General features: G+C 60.3%; 10 protein-coding genes. 8 read left to right on the top strand and 2 right to left on the bottom strand.

Annotated features, from left to right (window positions below; genetic code table 11):
- Positions 1-34 precede the first annotated feature (34 nt).
- The 5 genes from EKL29_RS14680 to EKL29_RS14700 all read left to right on the top strand — a co-directional run bounded on the left by EKL29_RS14680 (position 35) and on the right by EKL29_RS14700 (position 6,335).
- Positions 35-1,369, top strand: coding sequence for a TolC family outer membrane protein (locus EKL29_RS14680; protein WP_311779033.1), 1,335 nt, complete (start codon positions 35-37; stop codon positions 1,367-1,369).
- Between the two features lie 5 nt (positions 1,370-1,374).
- The gene (locus tag EKL29_RS14685) at positions 1,375-3,546 is read left to right on the top strand and encodes a type I secretion system permease/ATPase (protein ID WP_376749692.1); all 2,172 of its coding nucleotides are present in this window, start codon (positions 1,375-1,377) and stop codon (positions 3,544-3,546) included.
- Positions 3,543-4,763 carry an HlyD family type I secretion periplasmic adaptor subunit gene (locus tag EKL29_RS14690; protein ID WP_120454555.1) on the top strand — a complete coding sequence of 407 codons (1,221 nt, stop codon included), beginning with the start codon at positions 3,543-3,545 and terminating at the stop codon, positions 4,761-4,763. Before EKL29_RS14685 ends, EKL29_RS14690 begins: the two co-directional genes overlap by 4 nt.
- A 186-nt stretch (positions 4,764-4,949) precedes the next feature.
- Entirely contained in the window at positions 4,950-5,873 is a 924-nt protein-coding gene (gene speB, locus EKL29_RS14695) for an agmatinase (protein ID WP_126690062.1), read from the top strand.
- Between the two features lie 18 nt (positions 5,874-5,891).
- A complete protein-coding gene (locus EKL29_RS14700) occupies positions 5,892-6,335 on the top strand; it encodes a YidB family protein (protein WP_371315485.1) in 444 nt (147 codons plus the stop codon).
- 38 nt (positions 6,336-6,373) lie between these two features.
- On the opposite strand, the gene EKL29_RS14705 is transcribed toward EKL29_RS14700, so the two are convergent.
- The gene (locus tag EKL29_RS14705; RefSeq protein WP_120454549.1) at positions 6,374-7,132 is read right to left on the bottom strand and encodes a M48 family metallopeptidase; all 759 of its coding nucleotides are present in this window, start codon (positions 7,130-7,132) and stop codon (positions 6,374-6,376) included.
- 273 nt (positions 7,133-7,405) lie between these two features.
- Between EKL29_RS14705 and tkt the strand changes: the two genes are divergently transcribed.
- Positions 7,406-9,397 carry a transketolase gene (gene tkt / locus EKL29_RS14710; protein WP_120454548.1) on the top strand — a complete coding sequence of 664 codons (1,992 nt, stop codon included), beginning with the start codon at positions 7,406-7,408 and terminating at the stop codon, positions 9,395-9,397.
- Between the two features lie 42 nt (positions 9,398-9,439).
- Here tkt and EKL29_RS14715 read toward each other — a convergent pair whose 3' ends face one another.
- Positions 9,440-10,159 (bottom strand): polymer-forming cytoskeletal protein, encoded by a 720-nt coding sequence (locus EKL29_RS14715; RefSeq protein ID WP_126690063.1) that lies wholly within the window; start codon positions 10,157-10,159, stop codon positions 9,440-9,442.
- 338 nt (positions 10,160-10,497) lie between these two features.
- On the opposite strand from EKL29_RS14715, the gene epd reads away from it, so the two are divergent.
- Together epd and pgk are read left to right on the top strand one after the other, a co-directional pair.
- Entirely contained in the window at positions 10,498-11,517 is a 1,020-nt protein-coding gene (epd, locus tag EKL29_RS14720; protein WP_126690064.1) for an erythrose-4-phosphate dehydrogenase, read from the top strand.
- 51 nt (positions 11,518-11,568) lie between these two features.
- Positions 11,569-12,732 carry a phosphoglycerate kinase gene (gene pgk / locus EKL29_RS14725; protein ID WP_120454542.1) on the top strand — a complete coding sequence of 388 codons (1,164 nt, stop codon included), beginning with the start codon at positions 11,569-11,571 and terminating at the stop codon, positions 12,730-12,732.
- Positions 12,733-12,818: the final 86 nt, after the last annotated feature.

The following is a 12,818-nucleotide window of genomic DNA, read 5'->3' on the forward strand; positions in this document are numbered from 1 at the left end:
TTCCCCTCTGGCGGCCGGCAGCGACGTCGCGCAGATGGCCAGCCAGATCACCGCAACCGGCCTGGCGAAACAGCAGGATCTCCCTTCATTAACCGGCGAGAGCGCCGAACCCGCGCTGGCGCACGTCCCTGACACCCTGACGATCAATCAGGCGGTGCAGCGGGCGATCCAGTGGCATCCCGATATCGCCGAAGCGGTGGGAAAACTGCTCGAACAGGCCGATCAGGTCGACGTGGCGAAAGCCAAATATTATCCGCAGGTCAGCGCCGGTATGAATAACGGCTACAGCAACAGCTACAGCGAGAAGGGGTTTAGCCCCTCCTTCGTGCTGTCGGTTTCCCAGATGCTCTACGATTTCGGCAAGGTCAGCAGCTCGGTGCGCTCCGCCGAGGCGGGCGTCGCCCAGCAGCAGGCCAACGTGCTGCTCAGCATTGATACCGTGGCGCACGACACGGCCGCGGCGCTGATTCAGGTGCAGGGTTATCAGCAGTTGGTGAAGATCGCGCAGGAGCAGCTGACGGCGCTGATGAAAATCGGCGATCTCGCGCGCCAGCGCAACGATGAAGGCGCCGCCTCGCTCTCCGACGCGACGCAAACCGACGCCCGCATCGAAGGGGCGCGCACGCTGCTGACGCAGTATCAGGCCAGCCTCGACCGCTGGCGCGCCACGCTGGCGACCTATCTGGGCTGGCCGCTGGTGAAAAAAGTCAGCGACGACTTTCCCGCCAGCCTGACGCGCTCCTGCGATGTCGCGAAGGCGGATGACCGGACCAACCCGGCGGTGCTCGCCGCCTGGGCGCAGGCCAACGAGGCGCAGGCGAAGCTGGACAACGCCAACGCGCAGATGCTGCCCACCATCTCGCTGGAGCCGCAGGTGACGCACTACCTTAACAATCACTACGCCAACAGCGAGACGCTGGATCGCACGCAATATTCAACCTGGGTCAAGGTCGAGATGCCGCTCTATCAGGGCGGCGGTATGACCGCCAGCCGCAATGCTGCCGCCAACGCGCTGAGCGCCGCCAACGCCGCGGTGAATTCGGCGCGGCTAAAGGCGCGCCAGCAGCTGAGCGAATCGCAGAGCCAGTCGCAAAGCCTGGCGCTCAGCCTGGCGATTCAGGCGCGGCAGCAGCGGCTCGGCGAGAAAACCCAGTCGCTCTGCCAGGATCAATATCTGCAGCTCGGCACCCGTCCGCTGCTCGACGTGCTCAATGCCGAACAGGAAGTGTTCCAGACCCGCTTCACGCTGCAGCAAACCATCAGCCAGTTACGCTCGTTGCAGCTCGACTGCCTTTACAGCACCGGCCATATGCGGTCGGCGTTTGCCCTGAATAATCAGCGGATCCAGTCCGTGGAGATCCAGCCATGACGCAAATGCAGCTTCCAGAGACGCCCGCCGGAAAGCCCGACGGGGCTGAAGGCGGGGTGCCGTTACAGGGCTGGGCGACAGCCATTATCCTGATCGCCGGTCACTATCGCTTGCCCTGCTCGCCGGGCATGATCCTTGCCGCCAGCGAGTGGCAGGGCAAACAGACGCGCGACAAAGCGCTGCGCCATCTGGCGCGCCAGGCGGGCATGTCGCTGCAGCTTTACCAGGATAATAAATGGGAGATTAACCACTGGCGGCTGCCGCTGGCGGTCGAGCTGGCGGACGGGCAGGTCGGGGTGATTACCAGTTTCGACGGTGAAGATGAGGTGCGGGTGCACTTCAGCGGCGATGAGCAGCCGACGCCGCTGTCGCTGGGCGCGCTGCTGCCCGATATCCGCTTCGCCGCCGCCTTTCGTCCGCTCACCGCCGCGAAAGACAGCCGCGTCGACCGCTATCTGGAGACCATCAGGCCCGACTGGCTGCGGCGCCTGGTGCTGCGCGATCTGCGGCCCTACGGCTACGTCATGCTGGGATCCTTTCTGATCAACCTGCTGGCGCTGGTGGGCATCATCTTCTCGATGCAGGTTTATGACCGGGTCATCCCGGCGCAATCCTATCCGACCCTTTACGTGCTCTACGGCGGGGTGATTATCTCGGTGATCTTCACCTATATCCTGCGTGTCGGGCGCGATCACGTCACCGATCTGCTGGGCAAACGGGCCGATATGCGCGTCTCCGATCGGGTGTTCGGCCATGCGCTGCGCCTGCGCAACAGCGCTATCCCGCGCTCCACCGGCACCTTTATCTCGCAGCTGCGCGAGCTGGAGGCGATCCGCGAAATGGTAACCTCGACCACGGTCAGCTCCATCGTCGATATGCCGTTTTTCCTGCTGTTTATGCTGGTGATGGCGATTATTGCGCCGCAGCTGGCGTGGATCGCGCCGGTGGCGGTGATCCTGATGATCCTGCCCGGTCTGCTGCAGCAGAAAACGCTGGCGAAGCTGGCGCATCAGTCGCTGAAAGAGTCGACGCTGCGCAACGCGGTGCTGGTGGAGAGCGTGCAGGGGCTGGAGGATATTAAGCTGATGCAGGCGGAGGATCGCTTTCTGCAGCAGTGGAACAGCTATATCCGCATTACCGCGCAGTCCGGCGTTGAGATGCGTAAAGTGATGCACTCGCTGATTAGCTGGGGCGTTACGGTGCAGGGGCTGGTCTACGCCAGCGTGATCGTTATCGGCGCGCCGATGGTAATCGACGGCGATATCACCACCGGCGCGATTGTGGCGGCGTCGCTGCTCTCGTCGCGCATGATCGCCCCGATGGGCACCCTGTGCGGCGTGCTGGCGCGCTGGCAGCAGGTCAAGGCGGCGAAAAGCAGCCTGGACGCGCTGATGGCGCTGCCGGTAGAGAATAGCAAAGATGAAACCCGCATCCACTGTCCGGTACTGTTCGGCCACTACCAGTTCAGCGAGGCGATGTTTCGCTACTACAGCGACTCCGCCACTATTGCGCTGCGCATCAAGAGCCTGACGATCAAGCCTGGCGAGCGCGTCGCGGTGCTGGGCCGCAACGGATCGGGAAAATCGACGCTGCTGCAGGCGATGATCGGCGGCATGGATCTGGTGGGCGGCGAGCTGCGGCTCGATAACCTGAGCCTGCCGCATATCGATCTTGCCGACGTACGGCGCAATGTCGGCCTGATGACGCAGAATGCGCGGCTGTTTCACGGCACGCTGCGCGAAAACCTGACGATGGGCGCGGCGCACGCCAGCGACGAGGCGATCTTCGCCGCGCTGACGGTCAGCGGCGGCGCGGACTTTATTCGTCGCCTGCCACTCGGCCTCGATCATCCGGTGATGGAGGGCGGCGTCGGGCTGTCCGGCGGACAGCGTCAGTCAGTGCTGCTGGCGCGCATGCTGCTGCGCGATCCCAATATTGTTCTGCTGGATGAGCCGACCGCCTCGCTGGACGATCATACCGAAAAAGAGTTTATCGAACGGCTTGGGCAGTGGCTGAACGGCCGCACGCTGATTGTGGCGACCCACCGCGCCGCCATCCTCGCGCTGGTGGATCGCGTGCTGGTATTAAAAGAGGGGCAGCTGGTAATGGACAGCCCGAAAGAGAGCGCGCTGCCGCCGGCGCGGGCGTCGCTTAACCGGCCGGAGGATAAGGCATGAGCGAGCTATCGACAAAACTGCGGCTGGTCGCGCCCGAAGTGGAGGCGTCAGACGATATCAACGGCGATCTGCATTCGGAAAGCTACTACAGCGGCGCGGTGCGCCTGATCGTCATCAGCTTCTTTCTGCTGCTGGCCGGGCTGATCTGGGCGTGGTTCGGCGTGCTGGATGAGGTGTCGACCGGCACCGGTAAAGTGATCCCCAGCTCGCGCGATCAGGTGCTCAGCTCGCTGGAGGGCGGGATCCTCGCCGAGCTTAACGTGCACGAAGGGGATCGGGTCGAGGCGGGGCAGATCGTGGCGAAGCTCGATCCGACGCGATCCGTCTCCAGCGTCGGCGAGAGCGCGGCGCGCTACCGGGCCGCGCTGGCGGCCAGCGCGCGTCTTTACGCCGAGGTGAATGACCAGCCCTTGCGCTTTCCGGCAGAGCTGAAGGCCTTCCCCGACCTTATCGCCTCTGAAACCCGGCTCTACAATACCCGACGCGCGCAGCTAAAAGACTCGACGGCGCAGATTCAGGAGTCGCTCGGGCTGGCCAACCGCGAACTGGCGATTACCCAGCGGCTGGCGAAAACCGGCGCCGCCAGCAGCGTTGAGGTGCTGCGGCTACAGCGCGACAAGTCCGATCTGGAGCTGAAACTCACCGATATGCGTTCGCAGTATTACGTGCAGGCGCGCGAGGATCTGGCGAAGGCGTCGGCGGAAGCGGACAGCCTGGCGCAAACGGTGAAGGGACGCGAAGATACCGTCAGCCGCCTGACGCTGCGTTCGCCGATGCGCGGCATCGTGAAAAATATCAAGGTCACTACCGTTGGCGGGGTGATCCCGCCCAACGGCGAGCTGATGAATATCGTGCCGATGGACGATCGTCTGCTGATTGAAGCGCGCCTCTCGCCGCGCGATATCGCCTTTATTCATCCGGGCCAGAAGGCGCTGGTGAAGATCTCCGCCTACGATTACGCCATTTACGGCGGGCTGCATGGCGTGGTGGAGAGCATCTCGCCCGATACCATTCAGGATGAGGTCAAGCCGGAGATCTACTACTACCGCGTCTTTATCCGCACCGAAACGGATTACGTGCAGAACAAAGCCGGACGCCGTTTCTCTATCAGCCCCGGCATGGTCTCTACGGTGGATATTAAAACCGGCGAGAAAACGGTCATGGATTATCTGGTTAAGCCGTTTAACCGCGCCAAAGAGGCGCTGCGGGAGCGCTAATGGCATCCCAATACTTTTTATTCAGGCGCGTCGCGGATTGCAGCGCGCGCCGAACTCCGCAATAATTGCGTAAAATGCGGCAACGCAAAATCCCTTCCTCGTCGGGTTTAACGACGCGGAGGGGATTTTTTTTATCAAGCCTTTTATCACCTGTAACTTAACGCCACGCGGCAGTGAGGATGATTTATGTATAACACCCTGGGCAATCAGTATGACAATTCGCTGGTCTCAAACGCCTTCGGCTTCATGCGTTTTCCTGTGAACTTCCAGCCTTACGACAGCGACGCCGAGTGGGTGATCACCGGCGTGCCTTTTGACGCCGCTACCTCCGGCCGTCCGGGCAGCCGCCTGGGCCCGGGCGCGATCCGTCAGATCTCCACCAACCTCGCCTGGGAAGGGTGCCGCTGGCCGTGGGATTTCGACCTGCGTCAGCGCCTGAACGTCGTGGACTGCGGCGATCTGGTCTACGCCTTTGGCGATTCGCAGGATCTCTCCGACAAGCTGCAGGCGCACGCGGAAAAACTGCTGGCGAACGGCAAGCGCATGATGACCTTCGGCGGCGACCACTACGTTACGCTGCCGCTGCTGCGCGCCCATGCGAAGCATTTCGGCAAGCTGGCGCTGGTGCATTTCGACGCCCATACCGATACTTACTCCAACGGCCCGACGTTCGATCACGGCACGATGTTCTTTACCGCGCCGAAAGAGGGGCTGATCGATCCGCAGCACTCAGTGCAGATCGGCATCCGCACCGAGTTCGACAAGAGCCTGGGCTTTAACGTGCTGGATGCGGCGCAGGTCAACGATCGCAGCGTCGACGATATCCTGGCGGAAGTGAAGCGCACCGTCGGCGATCTGCCTGTCTATCTGACCTTCGATATCGACTGCCTGGATCCGGCGCACGCGCCCGGCACCGGCACGCCGGTTATCGGCGGCCTGACTACCGACAAGGCCACCAAACTGGTGCGCGGCCTGCAGGGGCTGAACATTGTCGGTATGGATCTGGTGGAGGTGGCGCCGGGTTACGATCACGCCGATCTCACCTCGCTGGCTGCGGCGACGCTGGCGCTTGATATGCTGCACGTTCAGGCGGCGAATAAAGGTAAGTAATTTTTCAAGCCGGGCGTTATACCGCGCCCGGTTTTAACCTTAACGGAGAGCAATATGGGCCTGCTTGATGAATTAGTCGGTGCTTTAGGCAACGGCAACGGACGCAATACCTTAGGCGAGCTGGAAGCAGTCTGGAACTGGGTGCAGGAGCAGGGCGGTATCGAAGTGCTGCTGCATAAGTTCCAGCAGGGCGGGCTGGGCGAGATTTTAAGCTCCTGGATCGGCACCGGCAGCAACCAGTCGGTGAGCGGCGGTGAGCTGCGCTCGGCCTTCGGCGAAGAGGCGCTGCAGTCGCTGGCGCAGAAGCTGGGGACCGATGTGAACGGCGCCTCCGGCAAACTGGCGGAGCTTTTGCCGCACCTGATTGACCGCATGTCGCCGCAGGGACAGATGGACGATCAATCCCTGCACGATAAGCAGCTCGATCTGGGATCGATGGTAGATCAGCTTTTCAAGCGATAACAGATTGCGTGCGCCGCCAAAGAGCGACGCACGCTCGCTTATTTTCCGGCGTCCGCCGCAATGCGATCGCGGATATGCTGCGCACGCGCCGCGGAGTCAGGATGCGAATCAAACAGGGTGCTCTGCTGGCCCTGCTGCATCTTCGCCAGCTTTTCAAAACTGGTCGCCAGCCCCAGCGGATTAATGCCGCGTTTCTTCAGTAGCTCGTAAGAGTAGTCATCCGCCTGCGACTCCTGGGTTTGCGAGAACTGCGCGTTGACCAGCTGTTCGCCCAGATCGCCCAACTGCGACTGCGACAGCGAGCCAATAACGCCACCCACCGAAGAGGCTGCGGTGCGCGCCGCCGTGGTGCCGAAGGCGACCTGCATCGCCTTGCGCGTATGGCCCAGCGCGACGTGTCCCATCTCATGTCCCAGCACGCCTTCGACTTCGTTGTCGTCCATCATATCCATCAGGCCGCTATAGACGCGGATGCAGCCGTTCGCCATCGCCCAGGCGTTAACGTCTTTGGTGACGTAGACGCGGTAGTTGGCTGGCGTACCGTTAATGTTGTCGCCCAGCGCGGCGGCGATTTTGTTCAGGCGCTGCTGGTAGGTGCTGTCGGCCGGCGCGAGCTGGTTCTCTTTATCCATCTGCGCGCAGGATTGATCGCTGAGCTGTTTGACCTGCGCGTCGTTGAGGGTGTAGGCCTGAAAAGCCTGAGCGCCCGACTGCAGCAGCGCGTTATTGTCCATGCCCTGGCAGCCGCTGAGCAGCGCCGCGAGGCTGATTGCCATGATGCCTGTCTTGATCTTCATGCGTACATCCTGTCAGTAACAAGGTAGGAAAAGCCGGTACCTGAAAAAGGGTCAGATACAGTAAAGAGTGGGTTATAGCCTGTAGTCAGCCACTTCGCTAGCAGACATTGCCGCAAATGCCAGGCGAAGCGGCGAGATTTAGCACGGTGCGGCATGTACTTTTGCCCCGATTTTCATGTACATTGATGAGCGACTTTTTCCTTGTTTTGCCCGATAAATCATTAATAACAATGAGTTAAATAGGCGAATCATTAATCCGACCTGGAGTAGAAAATGCCCTCTCGTAAAGAGCTTGCCAACGCCATTCGCGCGTTAAGTATGGACGCAGTACAGAAAGCCAAATCGGGACATCCGGGGGCCCCGATGGGTATGGCAGATATTGCCGAGGTGTTGTGGCGCAGCTACCTGAACCATAACCCCACCAACCCGCAGTGGGCCGATCGCGACCGCTTTGTGCTGTCGAACGGCCACGGCTCGATGCTGATTTACAGCCTGCTGCACCTCACCGGCTACGATCTGCCGATGAGCGAGCTGCAGAACTTCCGCCAGCTGCATTCCAGAACTCCAGGTCACCCCGAATATGGCTACACCCCGGGCGTTGAAACCACCACCGGCCCGCTGGGTCAGGGCATTGCCAATGCGGTCGGCTTCGCCATCGCCGAGCGCACCCTGGCGGCGCAGTTCAACCGTCCGGGTCATGAGATCGTTGACCACAACACCTGGGTATTTATGGGCGACGGCTGCATGATGGAGGGGATCTCCCACGAGGTCTGCTCCCTGGCCGGCACCCTGAAGCTGGGCAAGCTGGTGGCGTTCTATGACGACAACGGCATCTCTATCGACGGCCATACCGACGGCTGGTTCACCGATGACACCGCGAAGCGTTTCGAAGCCTACGGCTGGCACGTGGTGCGCGGCGTGGACGGCCACGACGCGGACGCAATCGCCCGGGCGATTGACGAGGCGAAAGCGGTCAGCGACAAGCCTTCGCTACTGATGTGCAAAACCGTTATCGGCTTCGGCTCGCCGAACAAGGCGGGCACGCACGACTCACACGGCGCACCGCTGGGCGACGACGAGGTGGCGCTGACCCGCAAGCAGCTGGGCTGGACGCACGCTCCGTTCGTTATCCCGTCAGAGATCTACGCCGAGTGGGACGCGAAAGAGGCGGGCCAGGCGAAAGAGGCGAAGTGGAACGAGAAGTTCGCCGCCTACGCGCAGGCGTACCCGGAGCTGGCCGCCGAGTTCAGGCGTCGCGTCAGCAACGAGCTGCCGGCCAGCTGGCACGAAGAGTCGCAGAAGTTCATTGAGCAGCTGCAGGCCAACCCGGCGAAAATCGCCAGCCGCAAGGCCTCGCAGAACGCCATCGAGGCGTTCGGTAAGCTGCTGCCGGAATATCTGGGCGGCTCTGCCGACCTGGCGCCGAGCAACCTGACCATGTGGTCCGGCTCTAAGCCGATCAACGTCGACCCGGCGGGCAACTATATCCATTACGGGGTGCGCGAGTTCGGCATGACCGCCATCGCCAATGGCCTGGCGCTGCACGGCGGCTTCCTGCCTTACACCGCCACCTTCCTGATGTTCGTGGAGTATGCGCGCAATGCGGCGCGTATGGCGGCGCTGATGAAGATCCGCCAGATTATGGTCTACACCCACGACTCTATCGGCCTGGGCGAAGACGGCCCGACCCACCAGCCGGTGGAGCAGCTGGCCAGCCTGCGCACCACGCCAAACATGAGCACCTGGCGTCCGTGCGATCAGGTCGAGTCGGCGGTGGCGTGGAAATACGCCATCGAGCGTAAAGACGGCCCGACCGCGCTGATCTTCTCCCGCCAGAATCTGGCGCAGCAGGCGCGCAGCGCAGAGCAGCTGGCGAACATCGCGCGCGGCGGCTACATCCTGAAAGAGAGCGACGGCCAGCCGGAGCTGATCCTGATTGCGACCGGCTCAGAGGTTGAGCTGGCGGTAGCGGCGTATGACAGGCTGAGCAGTGAAGGGATCAAGGTGCGCGTGGTCTCCATGCCGTCAACCGACACCTTTGACAAGCAGGACGCCGCGTGGCGCGAAGCGGTGCTGCCGAAAGCGATCGGCGCGCGCGTTGCGATTGAAGCGGGCATTGCGGACTACTGGCAGAAGTACACCGGCCTGCACGGCGCGGTGGTGGGGATGACCTCCTTCGGCGAGTCCGCTCCGGCGGAGCAGCTGTTCGAAGAGTTCGGCTTCACCGTGGACAACGTGGTGGCGCAGGCGAAAGCGGTACTGTAAGAAGTAAGGGTTCGCCTGCTTATGCTGGCGAACCCTGCCGGACTACTGCTGTACCAGCGTCGCCTTATGCAGTTGAAACTCCTGAGCGGAGGATACGGATGCTTCGCTCAGGCCGCTCTCCCTTTTATCCTGCTGCCAGGGATTAGAGGTGCCATAGAAACGCCCCTCCTGATGGACGGCCAGCGATTCGCATTCGATGGTGCCATCCATAAAACCTTCTGCATTGATGGCGATTTCACGGCTGCGGCACAATCCTTTTAGCTCGCCGCTGATTTCGGTACGCTGCGCATAGATCTCTCCGTCGACTCGCCCTTTTTTCTGCACAAAAACCGTTTTTTCCGCAATAATCTTGCCGGTGATATTGCCGTTAATGTGCACGTCTCCCTGAGCATTAACCTCGCCCGTAATCGTGCAGGTTTCCGGGATAGTCGTGGTGTTGACCGGTGCAGCCGGCGCAGCCTTGACCACAGTGGCGGCAGACACGCTCTCTTCGAAATCATCCTCAGGCGGTGTCACTACCGCCGCGCTGACCGTTTCGGCGTAGCTGGCGTTGAAGTTATTTTCTTTGCGTTTAAACATAATTATTCCTTTGTTGAATCTTAATCTCCTGAAAGCCGCCCGGGCGATAAGCGTTACCACTACTGCCAGCAGCAGCCCGCGATACTGACGCATCAGCGTCAGCGTAACGCTCCAGCTCAATACGTAGATCACCAGAGCGCAAGACCAGATAAACCAGAGATACCAAAGCAGGTTGTAGTTCATAGGTTGTCTGTCGTAATGACGCGCCTGTTGCCGCTATTGGGTTGAGTGGCGCTAAGCCGGGCTATTTTACTAAAGCAGGCCGCGTCTGGCGGTCGTTTTATATCCATAATGCAGGGGCGAGTGTGATCCTCGTCAGATTTTTAAAGTCTGATTTGATCTGACGCATTCCAATTATTACTGCTTCTCTTTATTGTAGCTGAACCGTTTCAGTAAGCGCTGTGACGGCGTTTTGTCGAGCGGCATAACGCTGCAAAAGCGCAAGAATTTCCTGTACAAACGAGAACGTCTGGCTCAGGCTAACGTTCCGATTTGACACTGATTTTAATTGCAGGGGTGGTATGACGGTTCGCATTGCCATAAATGGATTTGGTCGCATCGGACGCAATGTGCTGCGCGCCCTCTATGAGACCGGCCGCCGGGCAGAAATTACGGTTGTGGCGATCAATGAACTGGCGGAAGCGGCCGGTATGGCGCATCTGCTGAAATATGACACCAGCCATGGCCGCTTCGCCTTTGACGTGCGCCAGGAACGCGATCTGCTGTGGGTCGGCGAGGATACGATCCGCATCCTGCATCATGCCGATATCGCTTCGCTGCCGTGGCGCGAGCTTAATGTCGATGTAGTGCTGGATTGCACCGGCGTCTACGGCAGCCGGGCAGATGGCGAGGCGCATCTGCAGGCGGGCGCGAAGAAGGTGCTCTTTTCCCATCCGGGCGGCCACGATCTTGACGCGACCGTCGTGTTCGGCGTGAACGAACAGGCGCTTAAACAAACCGATCGCATCGTCTCTAACGCCTCCTGCACGACTAACTGCATTATTCCGGTGATTAAACTGCTGGATGACGCCTTCGGCATTGAGTCGGGCACGGTGACCACTATCCACTCGGCGATGCACGATCAACAGGTGATTGACGCCTATCACAGCGATCTGCGCCGCACGCGCGCCGCCAGTCAGTCGATCATTCCGGTCGATACTAAACTGGCCGCCGGGATCACCCGTATTTTTCCGAAATTCAACGACCGCTTTGAAGCGATCGCGGTACGTGTGCCGACCATCAACGTTACGGCCATCGATCTCAGCGTTTCCGTACGCGAGGCGGTAAGGGCCTGCGAGGTCAACGCGCTGCTGCAAAACGCGTCAGAGGGGGCATTTCGTGGTATAGTTGACTATACGGAATTACCGTTAGTCTCAGTAGATTTTAACCATGATCCGCACAGTGCCATTGTGGACGGCACGCAAACGCGGGTCAGCGGTCAGCGCCTGATCAAGACCCTGGTCTGGTGCGACAACGAATGGGGCTTTGCTAACCGAATGCTCGACACGACGTTAGCGATGGCCGCAAGCGGTTTCAGGTAAGGCGCGGTCTGCGTCTGACAAAACTTACGAGAATCAACGAGAGGGTTCACCATGTCTGTAATTAAGATGTCCGATTTGGATCTGGCTGGTAAGCGCGTTCTGATCCGCGCCGATCTCAACGTACCAGTAAAAGAAGGGAAAGTGACGTCAGACGCACGTATCCGTGCCTCTCTGCCTACCATCGAATCGGCGTTGAAACAGGGCGCAAAAGTGATGGTCACCTCTCACCTGGGTCGCCCGACCGAAGGTGAATATAACGAAGAATTCTCCCTCCTGCCCGTTGTTAACTATCTGAAAGAAAAACTGAACGGCACTAAAGTCACCCTGGCGAAAGATTACCTCGACGGCGTTGAAGTTGACGCGGGCGAGCTGGTCGTGCTGGAAAACGTGCGCTTTAACAAAGGCGAGAAGAAAGACGACGAAGCGCTGTCTAAAAAATATGCCGCGCTGTGCGACGTCTTCGTCATGGACGCCTTCGGCACCGCGCATCGCGCACAGGCCTCGACTCACGGCGTCGGCAAGTTTGCGCCGATCGCCTGCGCAGGCCCGCTGCTGTCAGCCGAGCTGGAAGCGCTGGGCAAAGTCATGAGCAACCCGGAGCGTCCGCTGGTGGCGGTGGTCGGCGGTTCAAAAGTCTCCACTAAATTCGACGTGCTGCAGTCGCTGGTGAAAATCGCTGACACCGTTATCGTCGGCGGCGGCATTGCCAACACCTTCGTCGCTATCGACAACAACGTCGGTAAATCGCTCTATGAGCCGGACTTCGTTGAAGCGGCGAAAGGCCTGCGCGACCAGTACGGCATTCCGGTTCCAACCGACTCACGCGTTGGCACGGAATTCTCTGAAACTGCCCCGGCAACCGTGAAAAAGGTTTCCGAAGTGGCGGATAACGAAGAGATTATGGACTTCGGCGACGAAACCGCACAGGCCATGGCGAAGCTGCTGAAAGAGGCGAAAACCATACTGTGGAACGGCCCGGTCGGCGTATTCGAGTTCCCGAACTTCCGTAAGGGCACCGAAATCGTTGCGAATGCCATCGCTGACAGCGACGCTTTCTCTGTGGCGGGCGGCGGCGATACCCTGGCGGCTATCGACCTGTTCGGCATCGAAAACAAAATCTCGTACATCTCTACCGGCGGCGGCGCGTTCCTGGAGTTCGTCGAAGGCAAAAAACTGCCTGCGGTCGCAATGCTGGAAGAGCGTGCTAAGCAGTAATCCTTTGGGGGCGACGCGCTGGCGCGTCGCCTGAAGACTTGCCCCGTTGGGCGTTTAAATCGCTGTCCCTTATGGGATAATCGGTC

Origin of the sequence: Pantoea sp. YU22 (genome assembly GCF_003970755.1) — a bacterium.
Lineage (GTDB): Bacteria > Pseudomonadota > Gammaproteobacteria > Enterobacterales > Enterobacteriaceae > Pantoea > Pantoea piersonii.

What these genes read in the sequence shown, in the direction of transcription:
- EKL29_RS14680 (WP_311779033.1), top strand. Translation starts at nt 35, where the DNA reads ATGGCCAGCCAGATCACCGCAACCGGCCTGGCGAAACAGCAGGATCTC.
- EKL29_RS14685 (WP_376749692.1), top strand. Translation starts at nt 1,375, where the DNA reads ATGCAGCTTCCAGAGACGCCCGCCGGAAAGCCCGACGGGGCTGAAGGC.
- EKL29_RS14690 (WP_120454555.1), top strand. Translation starts at nt 3,543, where the DNA reads ATGAGCGAGCTATCGACAAAACTGCGGCTGGTCGCGCCCGAAGTGGAG.
- speB (WP_126690062.1), top strand. Translation starts at nt 4,950, where the DNA reads ATGTATAACACCCTGGGCAATCAGTATGACAATTCGCTGGTCTCAAAC.
- EKL29_RS14705 (WP_120454549.1), bottom strand. Translation starts at nt 7,132, where the DNA reads ATGAAGATCAAGACAGGCATCATGGCAATCAGCCTCGCGGCGCTGCTC.
- tkt (WP_120454548.1), top strand. Translation starts at nt 7,406, where the DNA reads ATGCCCTCTCGTAAAGAGCTTGCCAACGCCATTCGCGCGTTAAGTATG.
- EKL29_RS14715 (WP_126690063.1), bottom strand. Translation starts at nt 10,159, where the DNA reads ATGAACTACAACCTGCTTTGGTATCTCTGGTTTATCTGGTCTTGCGCT.
- epd (WP_126690064.1), top strand. Translation starts at nt 10,498, where the DNA reads ATGACGGTTCGCATTGCCATAAATGGATTTGGTCGCATCGGACGCAAT.
- pgk (WP_120454542.1), top strand. Translation starts at nt 11,569, where the DNA reads ATGTCTGTAATTAAGATGTCCGATTTGGATCTGGCTGGTAAGCGCGTT.